This is a genomic window from Caballeronia sordidicola, from assembly GCF_001544455.2.
Taxonomy (GTDB): domain Bacteria; phylum Pseudomonadota; class Gammaproteobacteria; order Burkholderiales; family Burkholderiaceae; genus Caballeronia; species Caballeronia sordidicola.
The window spans coordinates 633,738-657,051 of sequence record NZ_FCOC02000003.1; the positions used below are offsets into that span (position 1 = coordinate 633,738).

20 protein-coding genes are annotated in these 23,314 nt (G+C 61.4%); 13 read left to right on the forward strand and 7 right to left on the reverse strand.

Translation table 11 applies throughout. The features are described from left to right. Positions 1–17: 17 nt before the first annotated feature. The 3 genes from AWB64_RS09165 to AWB64_RS09175 all read right to left on the reverse strand — a co-directional run bounded on the left by AWB64_RS09165 (position 18) and on the right by AWB64_RS09175 (position 2,792). On the reverse strand, positions 18–803 hold the full coding sequence (locus AWB64_RS09165; RefSeq protein WP_244163995.1) for an FRG domain-containing protein: 786 nt from the start codon (positions 801–803) through the stop codon (positions 18–20). A 154-nt stretch (positions 804–957) separates the two neighbouring features. Then, positions 958–1,677, reverse strand: coding sequence for a hypothetical protein (locus tag AWB64_RS09170; RefSeq protein ID WP_060818354.1), 720 nt, complete (start codon positions 1,675–1,677; stop codon positions 958–960). Positions 1,678–1,838: 161 nt separating this feature from the next. After that, positions 1,839–2,792, reverse strand: coding sequence for a LysR family transcriptional regulator (locus tag AWB64_RS09175; protein ID WP_060818355.1), 954 nt, complete (start codon positions 2,790–2,792; stop codon positions 1,839–1,841). 96 nt (positions 2,793–2,888) lie between these two features. Here AWB64_RS09175 and AWB64_RS09180 point away from each other — a divergent pair, with 96 nt between their 5' ends. The 5 genes from AWB64_RS09180 to AWB64_RS09200 all read left to right on the forward strand — a co-directional run bounded on the left by AWB64_RS09180 (position 2,889) and on the right by AWB64_RS09200 (position 9,654). Further along, positions 2,889–4,169, forward strand: a complete 1,281-nt coding sequence (locus AWB64_RS09180; protein ID WP_082850404.1) for an MFS transporter — start codon at positions 2,889–2,891, stop codon at positions 4,167–4,169. Positions 4,170–4,328: 159 nt separating this feature from the next. Further along, positions 4,329–5,531, forward strand: a complete 1,203-nt coding sequence (locus AWB64_RS09185) for a PepSY-associated TM helix domain-containing protein (RefSeq protein ID WP_060818356.1) — start codon at positions 4,329–4,331, stop codon at positions 5,529–5,531. Then, positions 5,531–6,046 carry a sigma-70 family RNA polymerase sigma factor gene (locus AWB64_RS09190; RefSeq protein ID WP_060818357.1) on the forward strand — a complete coding sequence of 172 codons (516 nt, stop codon included), beginning with the start codon at positions 5,531–5,533 and terminating at the stop codon, positions 6,044–6,046. The genes AWB64_RS09185 and AWB64_RS09190 overlap by 1 nt, the downstream gene beginning before the upstream one ends. A gap of 12 nt (positions 6,047–6,058) precedes the next feature. Further along, positions 6,059–7,054 (forward strand): FecR domain-containing protein, encoded by a 996-nt coding sequence (locus AWB64_RS09195; protein WP_060818358.1) that lies wholly within the window; start codon positions 6,059–6,061, stop codon positions 7,052–7,054. 92 nt (positions 7,055–7,146) lie between these two features. Continuing rightward, on the forward strand, positions 7,147–9,654 hold the full coding sequence (locus AWB64_RS09200; protein WP_082850405.1) for a TonB-dependent siderophore receptor: 2,508 nt from the start codon (positions 7,147–7,149) through the stop codon (positions 9,652–9,654). A 105-nt stretch (positions 9,655–9,759) separates the two neighbouring features. Here the strand turns inward: AWB64_RS09200 and AWB64_RS09205 are convergent, their stop codons facing one another. The 3 genes from AWB64_RS09205 to AWB64_RS09215 all read right to left on the reverse strand — a co-directional run bounded on the left by AWB64_RS09205 (position 9,760) and on the right by AWB64_RS09215 (position 11,906). Continuing rightward, positions 9,760–10,116, reverse strand: coding sequence for a chaperone modulator CbpM (locus tag AWB64_RS09205; protein ID WP_060818360.1), 357 nt, complete (start codon positions 10,114–10,116; stop codon positions 9,760–9,762). A 6-nt stretch (positions 10,117–10,122) separates the two neighbouring features. Further along, a complete protein-coding gene (locus AWB64_RS09210) occupies positions 10,123–11,052 on the reverse strand; it encodes a DnaJ C-terminal domain-containing protein (protein WP_060818361.1) in 930 nt (309 codons plus the stop codon). Between the two features lie 122 nt (positions 11,053–11,174). Then, positions 11,175–11,906, reverse strand: coding sequence for a TetR/AcrR family transcriptional regulator (locus tag AWB64_RS09215; RefSeq protein WP_060818362.1), 732 nt, complete (start codon positions 11,904–11,906; stop codon positions 11,175–11,177). 98 nt (positions 11,907–12,004) lie between these two features. Here AWB64_RS09215 and AWB64_RS09220 point away from each other — a divergent pair, with 98 nt between their 5' ends. The 4 genes from AWB64_RS09220 (at position 12,005) to AWB64_RS09235 (ending at position 16,824) form a co-directional block, all read left to right on the forward strand. Then, a complete protein-coding gene (locus tag AWB64_RS09220) occupies positions 12,005–13,141 on the forward strand; it encodes an HlyD family secretion protein (protein ID WP_157766602.1) in 1,137 nt (378 codons plus the stop codon). Between the two features lie 2 nt (positions 13,142–13,143). Next, positions 13,144–14,673, forward strand: coding sequence for a DHA2 family efflux MFS transporter permease subunit (locus AWB64_RS09225; RefSeq protein ID WP_060818364.1), 1,530 nt, complete (start codon positions 13,144–13,146; stop codon positions 14,671–14,673). Further along, on the forward strand, positions 14,663–16,213 hold the full coding sequence (locus AWB64_RS09230; protein WP_060818365.1) for an efflux transporter outer membrane subunit: 1,551 nt from the start codon (positions 14,663–14,665) through the stop codon (positions 16,211–16,213). The genes AWB64_RS09225 and AWB64_RS09230 overlap by 11 nt, the downstream gene beginning before the upstream one ends. A gap of 146 nt (positions 16,214–16,359) precedes the next feature. After that, positions 16,360–16,824 carry a ribonuclease gene (locus AWB64_RS09235; protein ID WP_060818441.1) on the forward strand — a complete coding sequence of 155 codons (465 nt, stop codon included), beginning with the start codon at positions 16,360–16,362 and terminating at the stop codon, positions 16,822–16,824. Between the two features lie 155 nt (positions 16,825–16,979). Here AWB64_RS09235 and AWB64_RS09240 read toward each other — a convergent pair whose 3' ends face one another. Further along, positions 16,980–18,104, reverse strand: a complete 1,125-nt coding sequence (locus AWB64_RS09240) for a polysaccharide biosynthesis/export family protein (RefSeq protein WP_244163996.1) — start codon at positions 18,102–18,104, stop codon at positions 16,980–16,982. A gap of 433 nt (positions 18,105–18,537) precedes the next feature. On the opposite strand from AWB64_RS09240, the gene AWB64_RS31530 reads away from it, so the two are divergent. The 4 genes from AWB64_RS31530 (at position 18,538) to AWB64_RS09260 (ending at position 23,307) form a co-directional block, all read left to right on the forward strand. Beyond that, positions 18,538–19,026, forward strand: coding sequence for a hypothetical protein (locus tag AWB64_RS31530; protein WP_060818367.1), 489 nt, complete (start codon positions 18,538–18,540; stop codon positions 19,024–19,026). Positions 19,027–19,475: 449 nt separating this feature from the next. Then, complete coding sequence (locus tag AWB64_RS09250; protein WP_060818368.1) at positions 19,476–20,006, forward strand: 2Fe-2S iron-sulfur cluster-binding protein; 531 nt, start codon at positions 19,476–19,478, stop codon at positions 20,004–20,006. Next, positions 20,006–20,992, forward strand: a complete 987-nt coding sequence (locus tag AWB64_RS09255) for an FAD binding domain-containing protein (protein WP_060818369.1) — start codon at positions 20,006–20,008, stop codon at positions 20,990–20,992. The genes AWB64_RS09250 and AWB64_RS09255 overlap by 1 nt, the downstream gene beginning before the upstream one ends. Continuing rightward, positions 20,992–23,307 (forward strand): xanthine dehydrogenase family protein molybdopterin-binding subunit, encoded by a 2,316-nt coding sequence (locus tag AWB64_RS09260; protein WP_060818370.1) that lies wholly within the window; start codon positions 20,992–20,994, stop codon positions 23,305–23,307. The genes AWB64_RS09255 and AWB64_RS09260 overlap by 1 nt, the downstream gene beginning before the upstream one ends. The last annotated feature ends 7 nt before the right edge of the window (positions 23,308–23,314 follow it).

A 23,314-nucleotide genomic window follows, 5' to 3' on the forward strand; every position in this document is an offset into this window, starting at 1 on the left:
ACCTATAGTTGCCGGGGTTAGATTTTCGGCCAGACGACCTCGAGTTCGAGAGCAATCGAACGGGCGAGTCCTTCCAGGTCGGGAAACAACGACGCGTTCGTAATGTTCATTCTGTAAAGCGAACGCATTCCTTCGTCACGCACGGATAAAGGAATGACGATTTTTCGCACCAGGTCGACGTCGCTTGCGTATTGATCGAAAATCTTGTCGAGCGGTTCGTGCAGCAGTCCCGGCACCATGAACGTTCCAGCCTGCGCCACCAGCCGACGGTCCATCTCAGTCGGCTCGCCAAACCAGATGATCGGGTTGGTATCCGGCAGGAAATACCTTTCGAAATTTCCTTCTCTTCGTGGATCGATCCTGTCACGCGTAAAGTCGTGTGCGGTTTTGGGAATTGCGCGGTCCATGTACAGGGCGGGAGTATTCACTGCATAGACGGCGGATTCGGCAACAGCTCGCTCCAGCGCGAAAAACGCCGCCACGTAGGGAGACTTGGTGAAATCCAGCAATCGCGTTGGGGCGCCATGATGCTGCATCAATGCAAGGCATCGGAGATCGTCCAGTAACACTCGCGCGTCTGCAATATAGGTGTGCGCCTTGCGCCGGAAGATTCGTATTGCCCGCTGTTCCTGCACACGCCAGTTCGATGCGTTGTGAACAAACGAGGACAGGTAGCGCGCAAGCGAGCTTTGCAACAACCAGTTGGCGTCCTGCTGGCCTCGGAATGCCCAGCCGTCGAGCTCCAGGCTCAGATCGGTAAACTCTTGCCAGCTAGAGACCTTGATCGTTTCCACTTTTTCCATTCCTTCTGCGTTTCTTTGGAGATGTGCCGCAATAGCTATTGTAGGGGTGGAAGTTTGCTATTGCGATGACGGCGACGGCCGCGCCAATACCGCTATACGCACCTCAAAAAAAAGGCCGAAGCGAGCGCTTCGGCCGACGCCTGGTTCCAGCTAGTTACAGCGGTCTGGCACCCGGGCCTGCCACGCGGCTACGTGCGGGGACTGCATCGTTGCCCACCGCTGAGCCGCCAGCATCCTCGAACGGCGGTTGATGACGGAATCCTGCACCGCCAGAAACGATTGCGATAATTGCTCCAACAATCAGCGCGGCAAAAGAGAACCAGCTTGCGCGGGCGACGCTGCGTGCAGCGGTGTCGGCGGCTTGCCGTACGTCCTGCTCGGCCGTGGGACTCGACGCCGCGGATGCCGCCGATGCAATAGCGGCTTGTGCTTGCTGGGTAGCCGAATTCACCATCGACTGGTCGCCGTTGCTCTGGTTCGCAGCCGTTGCGCCAACTTGCGCGCTCGTGGCGGCGATGCTGCCGGCCGTGCTGACCGCGCCCCCGATCACCGAGGCCATGCCAAAGACAATCAAAAGTGTCATGACCGCCCAGGACAGCAGTCCGTGCAGCCAGCCAAGTACGGGCGCGCAACGGCCGGCGAAATACGAACCGACAAAGACCGCGAGCACCGTTGTAACAATCACCCAGACACCCGATCCGAAGCCGAATCCGTGCAACGGGCTAGGTCGCGACAACGGCGACAGGAGCGATGCCCCGATTGCGGTGCCGAGCACGCTCATGACGAGATATACGATAGACGAGAGGATCACGCCGGCGATCACGGAGCCCCATGAAAGGCGCGGCAAGCCATCTTGAGTAGTGAGCAGTTTCATAAGTTTTCCTGATCGAGGGAAAGAGCCTAAGCCATTGGGGAGTTCATGCCTGCACGTAGCAGCGTGCCCCATCATTGAGCAAACGTCATGCCGCATCAATTCCGTGGCCAAAATGGCGCTTCGCGGGGCGCGAAAATGAATTCATGAAGTGCTGACAGGCGTCAACCCGGGCTTGACGCCCGCATGTTTTTTTTCGGGTTTTTATTCAGCGGCGCGATCTTTCGTTCGATCAGCACTTCGTCCAGCGAAGAGCGCAACAGATCGATAGCCTGTGTCAGCCGGCCCGGCACGGAACCATGGATGAACCATACATCGACTCCGGTGCGAAAGTCGGGGGTATCGATAATCTGCAGTGCTCGTTGATGCAAACTGCCTTCCAGTATGTCCGGCGTGACAAGCCCGATACCCAGTCCACGCGCGACCAGCGACAGTTGCAGCGCGGAGCCGAACGCTTCCACGGCGACATTCAATGGCAGGCCCGCCACCTGCAGCGCGCGCCTCAACACCGAACGCATTCCGCAACCATCCTGATTGAGCACCCATTCGTAGCGGCTCAGCTCTGCGAGCGTCATCGGCGTCTCCGGCAGACCGAGAGAACGCGCGGCGACCACTACCGTTGGCACGAACGCAAGACGGGTTGCGTGCAAGGTCTCGGGCGCCGAGAAGCCGGGAGGCATCAACACGATTGCTGCATCGAGCGACGCGCGCTCGACGGCTTGCACGAGCGCCGGCGACCACCCGGCCGTCACGCGCAACGTCAGTCGTGGAAAAACGGAACGCAGTCGATCGACGGGCTTTTCCAGCGCGACTTCGCCCAGAAAAGGGGGCATGCCGATTCGAAATTCGCCGGACGGTTCGCTATCGAGAGACGCAACCGACAACAGATCGTCCACCGCGCGCAACACGGTCCGCGCCAGCGCGTAGACCTCGGTGCCTGCAGCGGAAGGCTTGAGCGGCTTGCTCTGGCGATCGAGCAATTCCACACCCAGCATGGATTCGAGGTTTTGCACCCGCCGCGTCAATCCCGGCTGCGTGAGATGGAGTTTCTCTGCCGCGCGCACCATCGATCCGCTTTCCACGACTGCAACGAACGCCTGGAGATCTCGAGTGTTCAAAGTGAACTCGCATAATCATTATCAACATTTTTCAATTGTCGCATAATGAGCCGCTCGTTAGGATGATTCCCCGATCCAGTCCAGAGAATCCACTCGATGCTTCCATCCGCAGAAACTCCCGCTCCCGCCATCACTGCGCGAGAACCCGAACACACCCAAGGCCTGACGCTGCCGCTGACCATCTTTTTCGCGACGGCTGTCGGCGTCATGGTGATGAACCTGTTCGCCGCTCAGACGCTCACCGGCGCGATTGGCCGCAGCCTCCGCCTCGCTCCCGAGTTCGCCGGCCTCGCGGCCATGCTGCCGCAGCTCGGATACGCAATTGGGCTGGTGCTGCTCGTACCGCTGTGCGACCTGCTGGAGAATCGTCGGCTCATCGTGTGCACATTGGCGATGGGCGCCGTTTTCCTCGCGATCGCGATGGTCGCCGAGGCGCGTGCAGTGTTTCTGGTGGCCGTGTTGCTAGCCGGCGTTGCTTCCAGCGCAATCCAGATGCTGGTGCCAATGGCCGCTTCCATGGCCCCGGAAAGTCACCGCGGACGCGCGGTCGGCAACGTGATGAGCGGCCTGATGCTTGGCATCCTGCTGTCGCGTCCCGCCGCGAGCCTGATTGCCGGGACAATCGGCTGGCGTGCTTTCTACGGTCTTGCTGCGTTGACCGATGCATGGGTCGCGCTTGTCCTGTATCTGAAGCTGCCTGTGCGCACGCCAGCCAATCCGGCGTCTTACCCCGCGCTCCTGTATTCGCTCTGGACGTTGATGCGTACCGAGCCTGTGCTGCAACGCAATGCTGTATCGGCGGCGCTGGTCATGGGCGCATTCAGTGCGTTCTGGACGGCGATCGGCTTGCGGCTCGTGCAGCCGCCGTTTGGCTTCGGCATGAATGGCATCGCGCTGTTTGCGCTCGCGGGCGCGGCCGGCGCAATCGTCACGCCGCTTGCTGGCCGCGCGGGCGACCGGGGATGGAGCCGCACGATGCTGTTCGCGGGCCATCTGACGATGCTGGCGGCGCTCGTGGCGATAGGTGTGGCGGGTGCAGGCTGGGGCGGTTTCGCCGCGCAGGCACATCCGCCATTGGCGATTGCGATGCTGGTTGCAGGCGCGGCGGCGCTCGATGCGGGCGTGGTCACTGACCAGACGTTGGGCCGGCGTGCAATCAACTTGATGGACCCCGCCGCGCGCGGACGGCTGAATGGCTTGTTTGTCGGGACGTTTTTTGTAGGGGGTGCCGTGGGCGCTGCGTGTTCCGGCGCGGCGTGGGCGTTGGCCGGCTGGTCGGGCGTCTGTGCAGTGGGATTCGTGTTCACCCTCTGCGCTTTCGTTCTGCGGTTGACGGGGAGAAGGGGCGACCTGTCGTCCCCGACGGTCGCCCGCTGAACTCATGCGGCACTTCATTGCGGGGAATCGCACACGGCATCATCGACTTATACAAATCGTAAGCTTTGCGTAACTATCGATCACATGTACAATGAGAATCATTATCATTTGTGGTGATCTCGTGCGAGTTTATTTGTTCAATTTGCCGATGGCCGAAGCATGAGAGCGTGGCTTGTAAGGCTGCACCGATGGCTCGGCGTTGGCACCGCTTTATTCCTCTTCATGGCAGGGCTGACCGGGGCGATCATCGCCTGGGACCATGAACTCGATGCCGCGCTGAATCCCGGGTTCTATAACGCACGCACGGCGTCGGACGCTTTGCCGCCACTCGTTTTGGCCGATCGGCTCGAAGCAGCGGAGCCGCGGCTCCAGGTCACCTATCTGCCGCTTGGCATTGAATCCGGCCACACGCTTCAGGCGGGCGTCACGCCGCGCGAGGATCCGTCGAGGCGTCCGTTCGACCTCGGTTTCAATCAGGTTGCGCTCGATCCCGGCACGGGCGCAGTTCAGGGACGGCGCGAATGGGGTGCGCTCTCGCTCGGTCGGCTCGAGTTGATTCCGTTTATTTACAAGCTGCACTACACGCTGCATTTGCCGATGCGCGGCGGTATTGACCTTGGCGTCTGGGTCATGGGCCTCGTGGGTATCGCGTGGCTCCTGGATTCGATGGTCGCCATCGTGCTGGCCTTTCCAAATCCGCGCTCGTGGCGCAAGTCGCTGGCATTCCGGTTCAGGCGCGGCGGGTATGCGCTCACCTTCGACCTGCATCGTTCGGGGGGCGTCTGGTTATGGGCGTTGCTGATGGTCATCGCCATCACTTCGGTTTCGATGAATCTGGGCGATCCGGTCGTGCGGCCAATCGTGTCGATGTTCTCGCCGCTGGCGCCTTCGCCATTCGCCGCGCAGGGCGCGGGTAGCCAACCCTCTGTCGCGGCGCCGGACCTTTCCCGCGAGCGCATCGTGGCACTTGCGAATGCTGCCGCCCGCCGCGCGCACATCGCTGCGCCGCCGGGCGGACTGTTCTATTTGCCCGCGTTGCATGTCTACGTCGTGGGATTCTTCCGGCCAGGAGGCGATCACGGCGATGCAGGTCTTGGCAACGCGTGGCTCTATTTCAACGCGCGCTCCGGCGCACAGGTCGGCGCACAGATACCGGGGCGCGGCTCCGCCGGCGACATTTTCATGCAGGCGCAATTTCCGCTGCACTCGGGCCGGATCATCGGCTTGACCGGACGGATCATGGTCACCCTCCTAGGGCTCGCCGTGGCTATCCTGAGCGCAACGGGCCTGCTCATCTGGTTAAAGAAAAGCCGCGCGCGGCGTGCGTTGCCCGCGCGCCGACGTGTACGGGGAGCCGCGTGATGTCGACGATCCGGCGCGATGAAGAGCGGGGCGTGCACGCGCTGTACCGCGATCATCACGGATGGCTGCAGTCGTGGCTGCGCAAAAAGCTAGGCAATTCATCCGATGCCGCCGATCTCGCCCACGACACGTTCCTGCGGATCCTGAGCGCGTGGGGCAGCCACGACGAGCGCGAGCTGCGCGAACCCCGCGCGTATGTCACGACCGTCGCGGGCCGCGTGCTCATCAATCACTATCGAAGGCTTTCGCTCGAGCGAGCGTATCTTGCCGCGCTTGCCGCCATGCCACAAGCGCTGTCGCCGTCCGCGGAAGATCGCGCGATAGTGCTCGAAACGCTGCACGAGATCGACGCCATGCTGGAGCGCATGTCACCGAGCACGCGCACGGCGTTCCTGCTCGCGCGCCTCAATGGACTGAGTCACGCGGAGATTGCCGAGCGCCTTCTGGTCAGTGTCCGCACGGTCAAGCGATACCTGGTCGCGGCCTATGAAGAATGCATCCTGCTGACACTTTGAACTTTAGAATTCGTGATTCCCCTCCGTTCCTCCGATGACAACCGTCCGCTCGATCGCGCCGTCGCCCGGGCCGCCGCTGAATGGATCGTGCACCTGCAGGAGGGCGCGACCCCGGCGCAACACGCGGCTTGCCTACGATGGCGCGCGGCGGACCCCGAGCACGAGCGCGCCTGGGAGCGGGCGCAACGGCTCAATGCCAAGTTCGATCTCGTTCCGCGCGACGTGGGCCTGCCAACATTGGGGCGCGACACGCGCATCGACCGCCGGGTTGCCATCAAGGCGCTCTCCGTGATGCTGGTTGCGGGCACGGGCGCCTACCTGGGCTGGCGCGAGACGCCGTGGCGCGAATGGAGTTCGGATGAACGCACCGCCACGGGCGAGCGCCGCACGCTTGTTCTCGCCGATGGCACGCGCCTCGACCTGAATACGGCCACTGCCGTCGACATCGTATTCAAGGAAAGCGAGCGGCTGGTCGCGCTCAATGGCGGCGAGATCCTGATCGAAACTGGACGCGATGAAGGGAATCGCTCCGGACGATATCGGCCGTTCGTGGTCCAAACCGCGCAGGGCAGGGTGCGCGCGCTGGGAACGCGATTCTCGATGCGCACCGACACGAGCCGCACAACCCGCCTCGCGGTGCTGCACGGTGCGGTGGAAATCACTCCGGGTGCGGCGCCGGCGCGGGCGCGGGTGGTCGAGGCGGGTGAGCAGACGCGCTTCACGGTGTCAAATATCGATCCCGTCGTTCCAGTCGATACACACGCGATCGACTGGTCGCGCGGCGTTATTTCAGCTAACGGCATGTTGCTCGGCGACTTCGCGGCCGAACTCGCCCGCTACCGTCCGGGCGTCCTGCGTTGCGCCCCCGAGGTGTCCGGCTTGCGAATCACGGGCGCTTTCCAGATCGGTAACACGGACAACATCCTCGCCGCCTTGCCGCAGACGCTGCCGGTATGCGTGATTTATCGCACGCGCTACTGGGTCAGCATTGTCGCGATGGAGGTTTGAAACGAAATTTTTCAAACACGTGTCCCCTTTTTGAATCTCGCGTGTCATGGACATCAGCAGACCTCAATTAATTAGCCTGATCAGGATCGTCCATGTCACACCGTCGTCATCGCAAAACCCTTTCTCCTTTTCTTCATAAACGGCTGGTGTCCGCGCCGCTGGGCGCCATTGTCCTCGGCTTGCGGGGCGTGCCGGCTGCGCTGGTGTTTGCAGGACTCGCGGCCGCGCCTGCCGGCTACGCTGCCGGTGTTGCTGACGTTGCAGCGTCCACGCCGGCGTCCGCGCAAAAAACCTACGCGGTGCCGGCAGGCTCGCTTGGCGGCGCACTGGCGGAGTTCGCGAGCCAGGCGGGCGTAACCGTGCAGCTCGATTCCCGTCTTGTCGATGGCATGCGCTCGCAGGGAATCAAGGGCAGCTTTACGCCGCGCGAAGGCTTCTCGACGCTCTTGTCGGGAACGGGACTGGAGATAGTGGAAAGCAGTCCCGGCATTTTTCTTGTTCGTCCGGCTCCGGCCCGGAGCAGTGCAGACGTTGTCGTGCCGGACGCTTCCACGCTTCCCGCCGTGAAGGTTTCGGCAAACGCCGGGAAAGACGGTGCGGACAGCTTGCCAGTTGGGTATGTGGCGACCCATTCGTCCTCCGCGCTGAAGTCGGATGCGTCGATCCTTGAAACGCCCGTGTCGGTCTCGGTGGTGACGCGCGACCAGATGACCCAGCAAAACGCGCAGACGCTCAACGCCGCGGTGCGCTACACCTCGGGCGTGACGCCGGAAACGCGCGGCGGCGTCGCCACCCGCTATGACCTGCTGACCGTGCGTGGCTTCGACGCGGATACCTACTGGAACGGGCTGAAGCTGCTGGGCAACGGTCAATATGCGGTACCGCAAATGGACACCTACCTGATGGACCGCATCGAAGTGTTGAAGGGACCGGTGTCGGTGCTGTACGGGCAGGCGGCTGCCGGCGGCGTGCTCGATCAGGAAAGCAAGATGCCCACGCGCGTGCCCCTGCACGAACTGGGGGTGGAATTCGGCAACTACGGCCACAAGCAGGCGACGTTCGACTTTTCGGGGCCGCTCGACGCCGATAGCCGGTATCTTTATCGCCTGACGGGAATCGCGCGGGCCGAGGACGGTCAGGTCAACACCACACGCAACGAGCGTATTGCGATCGCACCGTCCTTCACATGGCGGCCGGACGATAAAACGTCGCTTACGCTGATGGCGCTTTACCAGCGCGATCCGCGCAGCACGTCGTATGGAAGCGTGCCGCCGCAAGGCTCGTCGCTGCCGAGCCCCTTTGGACCGCTGCCGAGCGACTTCTATGACGGCGATGCCGGTTTCGAGCGATTCAGCCGTACGCAGGAGTCGGTCGGCTACAAATTTGAACGCAAACTCGACCCCAACTGGACCGTGCGGTCCAACGGGCGCTATTTCCACTTGGGCCAGGATTACGCGAGCGTCTACGGCAGCGGACTGGAAGCCGACAATCGTACGCTGGACCGCTATTCAATCGGCTCGACGGACCAGCTCAATACCATCGCGCTCGATAACCAGATCGAAGGCAAGTTCTCGACCGGTTCCTTGAAACACACCGTGCTTGCCGGCTTCGACTACCAGCATGTGGCGGGGACGTCCGCGCTCGGATACGGGAGCGCGCCGGCGCTCGATATCCTCGCGCCCGACTACTATCAGGCGATTCCCGATTTCGCACGGACCGTCACGCAGATTCGCAATAACCAGTACGGCCTGTACGCGCAGGACCAGATGCGCATGGGCCATGTCGTGCTGACGCTCGGCGCACGCGAGGACTGGTCCAACACATCCACGCGCGATGTCACCGACAACACCTTGATCAAGCAGTCCGCGCGCGCATTCACGAAGCGCGCCGGACTCTCCTATGTGTTCGACAGCGGAATTGCTCCGTATGCAAGCTATACGGAGTCCTTTTCACCGCAGATTGGCACTGACGCGGGCGGCAAGCCGTTCGATCCGGAGCGCGCACGGCAGTATGAGATCGGCGTGAAGTTTCAGCCCGCGAATTACGACGCGTTGCTGACCCTCGCGTTATTCGATGTCAAGCGCAAGAATCTCCTGACACCCGATGGCAACAATCCGAATTTCCAGTCCCAAGTGGGGGAGTCGCGTTCACGCGGCGTGGAGATCGAAGCGAAGGCGAACCTGACCGATTCGCTGAATCTGACCGCGAGCTATACGTATATCGACGCGAAGTATCTGAAAGATAACAGCGGACTGGAAGGCAAGCATCTAGCGTCGGTGCCGGCCAATCAGGCATCCGCATGGGCGTATTATACGCAGCATCGCGGACCGTTCGCGGGGTTATCGGCGGGAGCCGGAGTGCGCTACACCGGCCAGACTTACAGCTACGACAACGACTACAAGCTGAGCAGCTTTGTCCTCGTCGATGCAACGCTTCGATACGATCTCGGTCACATCGCACCGCGTCTGAAAGGCTCGGAGATTTATGTCAACGCGCAGAACCTGTTGAACAAACGCTATGTGGCGTCGTGTTATTACACGACCTGGTGCGCGTTCGGGTATGGACGACAGGTGTTTGCGGGAGCGAATTACCGGTGGTGATCTTAATGTAAGGGACCGCGCTAGCGCGTGGCCGAGTCGCGAACGCTCGCTCGCTGCGAGATTCACCGTTGCGATGCAAACCGCCGTTCTGAAACGGCCGGGCCGTCACGGCTTGCAGGACGCTTCAAGCGTGTCGCCCCGGTCGTTCTGAGCATTCCGACGCGCGAGGCGAGCGCGCAGCGTGTCGATCTGATCGAGCAGATCGAGCGCGAGCGCTACGCCTTGTGCATTCAATTCAAGGTCGCGCGTCAGCCGCTGCGCGGTGACGGCGCGGCGAAGCGAGGCGCCGCTGAACCGCCACTCCTCGATGCGCGCCCCGCGAGGTTCGAATGCGCCCTCGTCGACCCACAGCGTCACCTGGGCCTCGGATGCACCCGTGACGTGGCACAACTCTACCAGCGTGAACTCGACATGGTCCTCGACGATATCGCCCTGCAGATAGACCGGATCGTTTTCTCTCATGATGGGTCACCCATAAAAATTCGCACGCGGGTCGAATTCGAACGCATCGCGCAACGCGGTGTAGGCCGCTTTTTTTGCTTCTGTGTCGGCGCGGGGCAGAACAATTTCGAGCACGACATAAAGATCGCCAGGCGGGTTTCCGGGAATGCCCCGTCCCTTGAGTCTCAGGCGCCGGCCGGCGCCGGACCCGGCCGGGACGGTCATGGTCACCTGGCCGGAGGGCGTCGGCACGACGACATCGGCGCCGAGCGCGGCTTCCCATGGCGCCACAGGAAGATCCAGCGTCACGTCGCGGCCATCGACGCGATACCGCTTGTCTTCCTCAAGCGTCACTTCCAGGTACAGGTCGCCCGCGGGCGCATTTCCGCTACCAGCGCCACCCTGGCCTGCAAGCCGCAGGCGCTGGCCGTCGAGAATGCCTTTCGGTATCGATACGTCGAGTGTGCGTGTTTGATAGGTGACGCGGCCGTGCTCGTCGATTTCGGGCATTTGCAGCGTGAAAGTCCGCTGTGCGCCGTTGTAGGTGTCCTCCAGACTGACCGATACCCGCGCGTGATGGTCCTCGCCGCGCCAGTCGTATGACTGGGAACGCGGCGCATGGCGGTGGCGCGCGCCGAATAGATCGCCGAAGAAATCGTCGGTGTCCTGCGGGCCGCCAGCGCCGTGGTATTCGAATCCGTCGCTGACATCCGGGCGCGGACGAATCTCGTCGCCGTCCTTCAGGCCTGTGCCGAGGGCATCGAACGCAGCGCGCTTTTCCGGATCGCGTAGCACCTGATACGCCTCGCCCACTTCCTTGAAGCGCGACTCGGCGTTCGCGTCCTTGTTCAGATCAGGATGATATTTGCGTGCGAGCTTGCGATGCGCGGTCTTGATTTCCGCCTCGGTCGCCGTTCGCGGCACGCCCATGACCGCGTAATAGTCCTTGTATTTCATGGTTTAGCCTGTTTCGTCCATTCGTTCGTCTATCCATTAGACCCACGCTGACAAGGTGACCTGCGGCCCTGGCGGCAAGCCGTCCCACAAATATACAAGCATGCGGCGAAAGCGTCGAACGCTTACAGAAAAGCGTTTAGCGCGCTGGCGGCGGTGAACAGGGCGACCGTTTGTTTCACGTGCAAACGGATGTCGCCGCGGACCACGTCAAGATCTTCTCCCATCAGGCCGCGCATGAGCATGGGCGAGACGATCGCATCGAGAAGCTGGGTTGCAAGAACGTGCGCCTGCCGCGTGCTCGCGGCTTGTGCGCGGGTATCGTGCACGCGCCCGGAATGCCCGGCGATCAAGGTCGCCACCGCTTCGATTGCGCGCGAGCGGCCGGCGTCGCTCGTTAATTTTGCCAGCGATGGAAACCGCGGCGCGTCCGCGACCACCATTCTGATCAGCCCGATTACCTCGTCGCTCAACAATCGCGTGACGAGCGTTTGCGTCACGGAAACCAGCCGCTGCGAGAGTTCCGCCGATTGCGGCGCTTCATACACGAGCCGCAGGCTGCGTTCGCAGTTTCGCTTGACGACTTCGGAAAAGAGCGCCTCCTTGCCGCTGTAACGGCTGTAGAGCGTTGCCTTGCCCGCGCCCGCCGCTTCGGCAATACGTTCAAGGGACGCTCCGCCAAAACCGTGCTGCAAGAACATGGCAGTGGCGGCATCGAGAATGCGCTCTTCCACATCGCCCGCCATGGCATTCGACGGCCGGCCTTTCTTGCGGGAGAAGATCGACCTGATCGGGCAGGGATCGGCATCGGCATCGGCATTTTTCGGAATGCGGCTCACAACGGTTCCTCGGTGCATGTCATGTTTCCAGCCAGGATTATCGCAGGCTTTTTTAATGAAACGATACCGTTCCGTTCTATTGTAGAATGCATCTCAATATTATTTTGGAGAATGCAATGGCCGGAAGTGAAAGCGAAAACAGCACGCCCTCCGGCGACCAGAAGGCGGACGGCGACGAGGCGCAGTCGAGGCCGCAAGCAAAGGGGCAGGAAAAGGAAAACAGCAAGCCCATGAGTCCCCGGCGCAAGCGCATGAATGCGGTTATCGGCGGGGTGGTGTTGCTGGTTTGCGTGGCCGCGGGCGTGGCTTACTGGCTGCATAGCCGGCATTACGAAAGCACGGACGACGCGTTTATCGACAGTAATCAAAGTCAGATCGCGTCGCAGGTGAGCGGACGGGTCATCGAACTGCTTGTTGCGGATAATCAGCATGTCGAAAAGAACCAGCCGCTTTTGCGTATCGACCGGCGCGACTATGAAGTGAAGCTCGAACAGGCCGAGGCGCAAGAAGCGAACGCCATTGCGCAAGTCGCGCAGGCTCGCGCCGACCTGCTTTACCAGACGGCGAGCCTCGCACAGCAGACATCGCAAGTGCGCGTGGTGCAAGCCGACCTGACGCAGGCGCAGCAGGATCTGGCGCGATACACCGGAACAGACCCGGCTGCCATCACGCGCCAGCAACTGGAACAAAGCCAGGCAACGACCAAGAGCGCGCTTGCCCGGCTCGACAGCGCGAAGCAGGCCGTTCAGGCGGGCGAGGCGCAGGTTGCATCGCAGAAAACCAAGATCGACGCCGCACTGGCTTCCGTGCGCCAGACCCATGCCGACGTCGACAACGCGAAGCTGCAACTGAGCTACACGGAAGTGCTCGCCCCGCAAGCCGGGAAGATCACGCGCCGCACGGTGAATCTTGGCAACTACGTCACGCCGGGTCAGGCGCTGGTCGCGGTCGTGCCCGACGAGATGTGGGTCACCGCCAACTTCAAGGAAACGCAGCTCGTGCACATGAACGTGGGACAAGCGGTCGATGTCACCGTCGATGCGTATCCGGACAACGTCCTTCACGCGCACGTGGAGAGTTTGCAACGCGGGACCGGCTCCGTCTTCAGCAGCCTGCCCGCGGAAAACGCGACGGGCAACTATGTGAAGGTCGTGCAGCGCCTGCCCGTGAAGATCGTCTTCGATGGCGACGCCTGGCGCCACTTGCCGCTTGCGCCCGGCCTGTCGGTCAGCCCGCGCGTGACGGTCAGATAAGCATGGCAACCACTCACGCAGCGTTGCCAAGGTCGGCAGCGGGGCCGTTCAACCCTTGGCTGATCGCGGTCATCGTGTCGATCGCGACCTTCATGGAAGTGCTCGACACGACCATCGCGAACGTGGCGCTTCGGCATATTGCTGGTGGCTTGGGCGCGAGTCTCGACCAGAGCACGTACATCACGACCAGTTATCTGGTGAGCAACGCGATTGTCCTGCCCATCAGCGGATGGCTTGCGAATGTGATCGGCCGCAAGCGCTTTTACATGATCTGCGTGCTGCTGTTCACGCTCAGTTCGGTGGCGTGCGGGTTCGCCACGTCATTGCCGATGATGATCGTGTTCCGTGTCCTGCAAGGTCTCGGCGGCGGTGGCCTGGCGCCTGTCGAACAAAGCATCTTTGCCGACACCTTCACGCCGGAAAAACGTGCGATGGCGTTCGCGCTGTACGGCTTTACCGTTGTCACCGCGCCCGCCATCGGACCTATGCTCGGCGGCTGGATCACGGAGAACTATTCGTGGCACTGGGTGTTCCTGATCAATTTGCCCGTGGGCCTCGTGTCGCTGGTACTGACGTGGATGTTCGTAAGTGACAGCAAGCTCGTGCAGCAGGAACGGCGCGCGTTGCTCGACAAGGGATTGCGGATCGACTATCTCGGCTTCTTTTTAGTGGCTGCAGGTTTCGGCTGCCTGCAGATCGTGCTCGACAAGTTCGAGCGTGAGGACGGGTTTTCATCGAACTTCATTTGTTCGTTTGCGGCGGTCTCCGCGGCCGCGCTTGTTGCGCTCGTCATCCGCGAATTAACGGTCGCGCAGCCGATTGTGAATCTGCGGCTGTTCAAGTCGCGCGCGTTCGCGATCAGTTGCAGCGTGATGTTCGCGTTCGGTTTCATCATCAACAGCACCACGCAGATCCTGCCGCAATTCACGCAGGAATTGCTGGGCTACGACGCAACCAATGCGGGCCTGACGCTTGGCCTCGGCGGTCTCGTCACGCTGTTTTTCATGCCGATAGCCGGCGTGGTGACCGGCCGCGTGTTCCAGCCGAAATGGCTTGTCATGATGTCGCTCGCGGGAACAGGGGTTGCACTGCTTCATACCTCCGGACTCGATCTGAACATCGGGTTCTGGGATGTATCGCTGTCGCGGCTTTATCAGGTCATCTGGCTGCCGTTTCTCTTCATCCCGCTTTCGACCGTGCAGTTCATCGGCATTCCACCCGAAGAAAACAATAACGCGTCGGCGCTGATCAACATGATGCGCAATCTGGGCGGCAGTTTCGGCGTGTCGCTCGTGACCACGCAGCTTGCGTGGCGGGATCAGTTTCATCATGCAAGGCTTGCCGAGCACGTCACGCCGTATAACGGCTTTGTCAATTCGCTCGGATCGATTGCCGGAAGGCTGGAGCAGCAGGCGTCTGTCATGAGTTATCTCGACGTGTTCATCATGCTGGGCGTGATCTCGCTCGTGCTATGTCCCATTTGTTTGTTGTTGCCGAAGCTGCCGAAGGGGGCACAGGTCAATGCGCATTGATTATCGATGGATTCCGTTTATCGCTTTCCTTTCTGCCTGCACGATGGGCCCCGAGTTCCAGCGTCCCGCCTTGCAAACGCCAGCGCAATGGTCGGACACGCCGGCCTCGACCGATGCCGTCCGTTCGGTCGCGGTGCCCGAACCCATCGATCCGCTGTGGTGGAACAGTTTCGGCGATCCTGTCTTGACTGGGCTGGTCACGCGCGCGATTGAAAGCAACCTGGACATCAAGGTCGCGGCGGCGCGGGTTGCCGAGTCGCGCGCGCAACTTGGGCAAGCGAAGGCGGACGCGTTCCCAACGCTTAACGGCAACGCGTCTTACACGCGCGAGCTTCAGAGCGCCGATGGCGTTATCGGTCTGCTCGGCGGCAGCGGATCGCCTTCGGCCACTGATACAAACGGTCTGGGCGGACGGCAAGGCGGCGTGCCGACGCAATCCACAGGAAGCGCGCTGCCGCCATTCAACCTGTTCCAGTATGGTTTCGATGCATCGTGGGAACTCGATCTCTGGGGCCGCGTAAGGCGCACGGCGGAAAACGCGAGCGCGACCGTCGATGCTCAGAATGAAGCGCGGCACGATGCGATCGTGTCGACGGCAGCAGAAGTCGCTCGCGATTACCTGACCCTGCGCGGCACGCAGGAGAAGCTGCGCATTACGCGGGAGAATCTGGAGTTCGCGCAGCGCACCGTGCAACTCACTAACGAGCGCGCGAAACACGGGCTCGCCACGGATCTGGATGTTGCCAATGCGCAGAGCCAGGCCGAGTCGAATGCCGCCGATATTCCGCAGGAAGAGCAGCAGGAAGCCAGGCTGATCAACGCCATTGGCGTATTGCTCGGCGAGTATCCGCAAGCGCTCGCGGCGCAGTTGAAACCGGCGTTGAGTGTGCCCATGACGCCGCCGCGCGTGCCGATCGGGCTTTCATCCGAACTGGCGCGGCGCAGGCCGGACATCCGCGAGGCCGAAGCACAGCTTCACGCGGCGACGGCAAGTATTGGTGCGGCGAAGGCGGATTTCTTCCCAAAGATCACGTTGTCGGGCAGTGTCGCGATTCAGGCTACGCAATTTACGAATCTGGGTAGCTGGGGCGCGCGCAGTTACAGCGCGGGGCCGAGTCTTTCGATTCCCATTTTCGAGGGCGGCCGCCTGCGGGCGACGCTCGCGCTGCGTGAAGCGCAGCAGCAGGAAGCGGCGATCACGTATCGCAAGACGGTGTTATCGGCGTTTCAGGAAGTCGATGACGCGCTCACCGGCTTCGCGTCCGAACAACGCCGGCGGGACAGGCTGGACGCGAGCGTGCAGGCGTCCAGGCGCGCGCTGGATATCGCAAACAAGCGCTATGTTCGCGGGCTGTCGAATTATCTCGATGTGCTGACAGCGCAAAAAACATTACTGACGAACGAGCAGCAATGGGTCGACAGCACGGCGACGGTATCGACGAATCTTGTCTCGTTGTACAAGGCGCTGGGCGGCGGATGGGACGTGGAGAGCGCCGGGTATGCAAGCCGCGCGGCGCCGGAACTGGCCGGGCGGGAGTGAATTCGACCGGTTTCAATCGCGCACAGCCTGCAGCCGCGTTTTCCCGGAGCCGTCCAGGCCGGCCGAACGTTGATTCGCCCAGCCATTAGCGATACTCTTGGATCGTTCGTGGTCGTCGAGTGCGGGTCAACCTGGAGATGACGTTTGTGAAACGCGCATGGGCTTTCTCCTGCATCCTCACCTTGAGCGCGATCCTCGGCGGATGCGGCAAGGACGGATCGCGAAACGCCACGACTCCAGCGTCGGATGCGTCCGCGAGTCAGACGTCGGAGCAGCCTGCTAGTGCCGTACCCGCGCCATCGGGCGTGCAGGCGCAGGGCGCGCTGGCCGTTATCGGCAAGGCGCAGTTGCCTGGCGAAGCAGCCGAGACATTGCGTCTGATCAAAGCGGGCGGCCCGTTCTCTTTCGGCGAAGACGGTGTCCTGTTTCGCAACAGCGCGTCATTGCTGGCGCAGCATCCGCGCGGGTATTACCACGCGTACACCGTTCGTACGCCGGGCCTCGCGGATCGCGGGCAGCGTCGCATCGTATGCGGCGGACCACGCAAGCAGACCAGTGACTGCTACTACACTGAAGATTACTACGCCAGTTTCAAACGTATCGCGGAATAACCTGGGCCAAGCGCGCATGCGATCGAGCAGCATGTCCCGGCGCAATGCGGGACCCGTTGGCGGTGCTTGTGGTTCAAGTCACCGACGCGCTGCCGGCTCTGCTTGGCAGCAAGGTGTCCGAATCAAACTCGATTGGGCCGGAGCGCGCGTCAAGCTTATTTAGTAACGATCGCGCCAGTCAGGCCCGCGTTGATGGCTGGCAGGAACAGGTTCAACACGCGGTTCGCACGGACAAGGCCGCTGTTGTCGACGTAGACAACGTCCTTCGATTCCAGCGGGAACTGATTGGCGAGCAGCATGGAAACCGGCGAACGCGCATCAAGCCGATAAATCACCGGCGTGTCGCCCGCGTTCGAGCGCAGCACGAACAGTTGCTTTGGATTCGACGTTTCCTGGTTGAGCTGGCCCGCCTGCGCGAGCGCCTCGGCAAGCGTAAGCGTGCCGTCGCGCAGCGGCGGAACCGGGGACGGCTTGTTGACTTCACCCATCACGTAGACGGTGTTGTCTTCACGCGCATCCACATGCAGCATGTCGCCCGGCTGCAGCATGATGTCGGCCGGGTTCTTGCCGTTCTTCATCATCTGTGCGACGTTGACCGGATATGCGGTGCCATTGCGCGTGATCGTCACGCGGCTTTGGTCGGCGGTCGGTGCAAAGCCACCGGCGCGGTTCACTGCTTCGGTGAGGGTCATCGGAATGTCGTTGACGGTCTGCGCGCCGGGTGCGCGCACGTCGCCATCCACATAAACCTGCGCCGACCGGAAGGACGCCACGCGAACCGTGACTTGCGGCTTCACGAACACCTTGCTCAGCTCGCTGTTTATTTCGCGCTGGATTTGCTGGGCAGTCTTGCCCGATGCATGGATTGAACGGTCCACGTATGGAAACTGGATGTTCCCGTCGCTATCGACGACGAAGCCGGGCGCGGCATCCGACGGCTTGGTGTTCTGCGCCGGCTGGCCGACTGCAGCCGCGAGTTCGGGGTGGTCCCACACCGTGATCTGCAGCACGTCGCCCGGTCCCAGCTTGTAGCCAGTCGGTTTTGCGAACAAACCGAGCTGGCTCGCCTTGTCCATGTTTTTCTGTTCAGCGCGAATCTGGCGGATCAGCGTCAAATCGATCTGCTTGATCGGGATCTGGATGTCGCTCGTTGCGTCACCGTTGTCGGCGCTCGTGACAGGCAGCGCAGCCGGTTCGATCATGTGCTGCCCTGGAGCCAGCGCGCATGCGGACAGCATTGCGGCGATCGCGAGGGAGAGGGCTACACGCGTTCCCGGCATGACACTAACGTTTTTGTTTGGCGCTGTTGCATCGAATAATTGCTCGGTGTTCATCGATTGTTCCCTACCGTGATTAGCATTGGTGCGGCGCAAAACCGGAGTCTAACAAACGATGTTTCAAACTCGATCCGAATTTTAATTTCGTTACATTGTCACGGTAAGCTAAGAACGAGTCGGTAACAGGATCGTGATCGAACCGGAAGCGACAGAAATGTTGAAGAGCGAGCTTCGATTTATTGCGTAAGACATCGGTCGGCTAATTTAAATGTCCAGGCAGGCTGGCATTCTGTGTTGCCGGTTTTTTCTCTATGCGGCCAGGACTATCGTGTTGAAAGAGCTGCCATGCGAGCATGGTCGTGTACGCGTTGTAATGCGGAGAACTAATGGGAGTTGCCGAAATCGGTTGCCATTGCAAAGCACAGGGATTTATTTTATGGAAGCCGCTGTGCTCACACTCCAAATCATTCAAGAAAAGCTAAAGCAGTTGCAGGCGCAGGCCTACACAATCATCGCGAGAAAAGCGGAATCGGCGTTATACGAGGTTCGCTGTTTAATGATCAAACACCGACTGATAAACCAGGGTGTCGAGGAAAAACCGGATCTGAAGCAAAAGCAGCGGGTAACGCAATCCGTTACCGGAAAATCTTCTCCGATAACGGACCGCACTCGCTTAACGGCAACGGTGCTCCCAATGATGATGAACGCGGACTTTATGGCAATCGCGATGATGATGGTATGGCGCGGCGGACGCCGGCACGATGGTGGCCATGGTTACTGCTGCGGTGGCAAGCGCGAGTATCAGGGTTTTCATATAACACCGGTAAGAGGTCGAAGAACAGATGAAGCAGGGCATGCTGATGGTCACGGTGTGACAAGCGTGATAACGGCAAACGCAGCAGGTTCTAAAGGGATCATCAAGTGAATCGCCGCCTGTTCTATTTACTATCCAGGATGCCGAAAAGCGGCCATGACACCTTGCGGTTTAGCCACTCGCGTACGGGTTTTGCAAAAAGATATTTCTTACAATTAGTCAGATGAGATAGCACAGCAAGATTCTGGCATAGCGAACCAAGCGAATCCACGGATCCATGCAGGGTCGCCCGCAGCGGCCGGTCTCCGCAAAAAAGCTTGCAGCATCGGCTGGACGGTCCGGGAATTGCTGAGTCCCAAAGCTGGGTTTAGCACGCTTAAACATGCAAAACGGGTTACTTGCCGACCCCGTCTGGTTCCGGGCGAAATCACAGGTTCGTTTGGCGCCCGCGCCGAGGTGCACACCAGCACGGCGATCACGCCAACGCGTATGAGCGATTGTTTGGGCAACCGCTCGAACGCATCAACCGCAGCGCCAACCTACTCTGAAGGGAGCGAGCAATGCATTTCGTCATTAATGGCAACCCGCTAGAACTGGAATTCGATCCTAGGACATCGCTTCTCGATTTGCTCCGCGAACAGCGTCACCTCTTCGGCGCCAAAAAGGGATGCAATCAAGGCGCCTGCGGCGCATGCACGGTGCTTGTCAATGGAACGCGTATCAACAGTTGCCTTGCCCTGGCTATGCAGTATTCGGACTGCGAGATCACCACAATCGAAGGACTGGGCGCACCGGGCGAGCTTCATCCCCTGCAGGCAGCCTTCGTGGAACATGACGGTTTTCAATGTGGCTACTGTACCCCGGGGCAGATTTGCTCGGCTGTCGGCATGATTCACGAATTGAAGTGCGGCGTGCCCAGCCATGTCAGCGAGGACGTGGCCGCGGAAGCGTTCGAGCTGACCGATACCGAACTGCGCGAACGAATGAGCGGCAACCTGTGCCGCTGTGGCGCTTATAACGGCATTGTCGACGCGATCCAGGATACGTTCGGCGAGGAACAAACCGAGCCCAGCACGCGCGAGGCCGCCTGATGAACCCCTTTACATATGAACGGGCATCGGACCCGCAAGCAGCGCTGATGCTTGGCGCTCAAGCCAATGCCAAATATCTGGGTGGCGGCACCAACCTTGTTGACCTGATGCGCGAGACTATCGAGCATCCGTCGGTATTGGTCGACGTAACAGGTCTATCGTGTGCAATCGAAGATTCGGACGATGGCGGCCTGCGTATCGGCGCCGGCGTCAGGAACACCGCGGCGGCGGCCGACCGGCGGGTACGCGAGCGCTACCCGGTATTGTCGGAGGCTATTCTGGCGGGTGCCTCGGCCCAGATCCGCAACATGGCGACGATGGGCGGCAACCTGATGCAGCGCACTCGCTGCGGTTATTTCTATGACGATGCCGCCCACTGCAATAAACGCTCGCCGGGAACGGGCTGCGATGCCCTGGAAGGCTTCAACAGGATGCACGCCATTCTCGGCGCGTCTGACGCCTGCGTCGCCACGTATCCCTCCGATATGGCCGTCGCGCTGGCTGCCCTCGATGCAGTCGTGACGCTGACGGGACGCAACGGCGCACGCGATGTTCCGCTGGTCGATTTCCACGTGCTGCCGGGCCAGACGCCGCAGATCGAAACGGTGCTGGAACAAGGCGAGTTGATCACCGCCGTGACGTTGCCGCCCGGCGTGCGAGGCCGTTCAAGTTATCGCAAGGTGCGTGACCGCGCTTCTTATGCATTTGCCTTGATTTCGGTGGCGGCGATTCTCGAAGTGCAGGACGGCGTCGTGGCGAACGTGCGTATCGCGCTGGGCGGTGTCGCCCACAAACCGTGGCGCGCGAATGCGGCTGAGGCGGCGCTCAAAGGCGCTCCGGCGACTGAGGAGGCGTTCCGCGTGGCGGCGCAGGCGGAGCTCGCTCCCGCGCGAGGCCTTCGCGACAACGCCTTCAAGATCGAACTCGCCCGGCGCGTGATCATCGACACGCTGGTCAAACTGTCGGCCCTCAAGGAGAACCGCTAATGCCTATCTTCAAAGAAGCCGTGCAAGCGGTAATGAAAAAGGCCATTGCGCTTGCCCCTGACAGCTTCATTCCCGGCGGCAAGCCAGACCCGCTGATTCTGCATAAGCATGGGCTGATCGGTGCATCGGTAAGCCGTATCGACGGGCCGTTGAAGGTCTCCGGCCGTGCGCCCTTCGCCGCCGAGTTTCCGCTGGAGGGCATGACTTACGCAGCATTGAAGTATTCGTCGATTGCGTGCGGGCGGATTGCGGATATCGATACCGCCGCCGCCGAAGCTGCGCCAGGCGTCGCACTGGTGATGACCTACCGGAACGCGCCCCGCCTCAAGCCCATGCCCGCGTTCATGACCAAGCCCAAGGCGGCGGGCGGCGACAACCTGCCGATCATGCAGGACGACCAGATTCACTGGAACGGCCAGCCGGTCGCGCTGGTGCTGGCCGGGACGCAGGAGCAGGCCGACCACGCGCAGTCCCTGATCCGCGTGACCTACGAGACGGGAAGCGACGGCGTGACCTCGCTGGACGCGGCGAAGGCAAATGGTTCGGAGCCCGGAGTATTCCAGGGCGAACCGCTGAAGCTCGAAATCAAGGATGCCGAGGCTATGCTGGCTGCGGCGCCCTACAAGATCGACGTGCGCTATACGACCCCGCGTCACAACCACAATCCCATCGAACTGCATGCGGCAACGCTCGCATGGCAGGGGGACGAACTGCGCATCCACGATACCGTGCAGGCGGTCGCTCACGAAGCGTGGACCATGGCGGAGGTATTCGGTATCGACGAGAAGAACGTGCATGTCACTTCGCCCTACGTTGGCGGCGGCTTTGGGTCGAAGACCGTGTGGCAGCATCAGGTGTTGGCTGCGGCCGCCGCAAGGCTCGCGCAGCGACCCGTGCGGATCATGTTGTCCCGGGAAGGCGTGTTCCGCATTGTAGGCGGCCGTACGCTCACGGAACAACGCGTGGCACTCGGCGCCCAGGCCGATGGCACGCTGGACGCACTGATCCACACCGGCACGGTTGCGATGACGCCGCACAACAACATGCCTGAGCCTTTCATCCTGCCGGCCAAGAGCGCCTACGCTTCGCGAAGCTTTCTGCTCGACGTGGAGACCGTCAGGATGAACATGACGGCCAACACCTTCATGCGGGCGCCGGGGGAAGCGGTCGGCACCTTTGGGCTGGAATCGGGTATCGACGAACTCGCTCACGCCATGAAGATGGATCCCATCGAATTGCGTCTCAGGAATGAACCGGAGAAAGATCCGACGACGGGGTTGCCGTTCTCGCAGCGCGGTATTGTCGATGCGTGGAAATCCGGCCGCGAACGCTTCGGCTGGAAAGCGCGCGGCGAGCCGGGAACCCGGCGCGATGGCGACTGGCTGGTCGGTCTGGGCTGTGCCACGGGGACTTATCCGTATTATCGGATGCCGGGTGGCGCGGCACGGATTACGCTGACCGACAAAGGGCGGGCCACTGTCAGCATCGCCGCGCACGAAATGGGCATGGGTACAGCGACCGCTCATAGCCAGATTGCCGCCGAGCGGCTCGGGCTCACCATGGACGACATCGACTTCGAATACGCCGACTCCAGATTGCCGGGCGTGGTGCTCGCGGGCGGCTCGCAACAGACGGCGGCCATCGGCGCTGCCGTCATTGCCGCCCATCACAAGCTTGTGAGGGAACTGCTCCGGTTCGCCGGCAACAGTTCGCCGCTTTCCGGGCTTTTGCCCGATGACGTTGGCGGCAGGGACGGCGGTTTGTGCGCGCTGGACGATGAGAGCCGGTTCGAAACCTACAGCGCCATACTGGCTCGCGCCAGGAAAAAGGAGGTCACCGTCGAGGCAGAAGCGCCGATGCCGTTCGAATTGCAACACTGGTCCATGCACAGCCACAGCGCGCTCTTCTGCGAGGTGCGGGTCAACGCCGTCACCGGCGAGGTTCGCGTGTCGCGCTTCCTTGGTTCGTTCGACTGCGGCCGGATCATCAATGCGAAGATGGCTGCGAGCCAGTTTCGCGGCGGCATCATCATGGGGCTGGGCCTTGCATTGATGGAAGAAAGCGAGTTCGACGAGAGGACCGGGCGTGTAATGAATCCATCGCTTGCGGACTATCACGTGCCTGTTCACCTTGACGTGCCGAAGATCGACATCATATGGGGCGAGGAAGCAGATCCTCACACGCCGATGGGCGCGCGGGGCGTGGGTGAGATTGGAATCACCGGCGTGGGCGCGGCGGTTGCCAATGCCGTATTCAACGCTACGGGCAGGCGCGTTCGCGATCTTCCCATCACGTTGGACAAGGTGATGGGTTAGCGCTCGA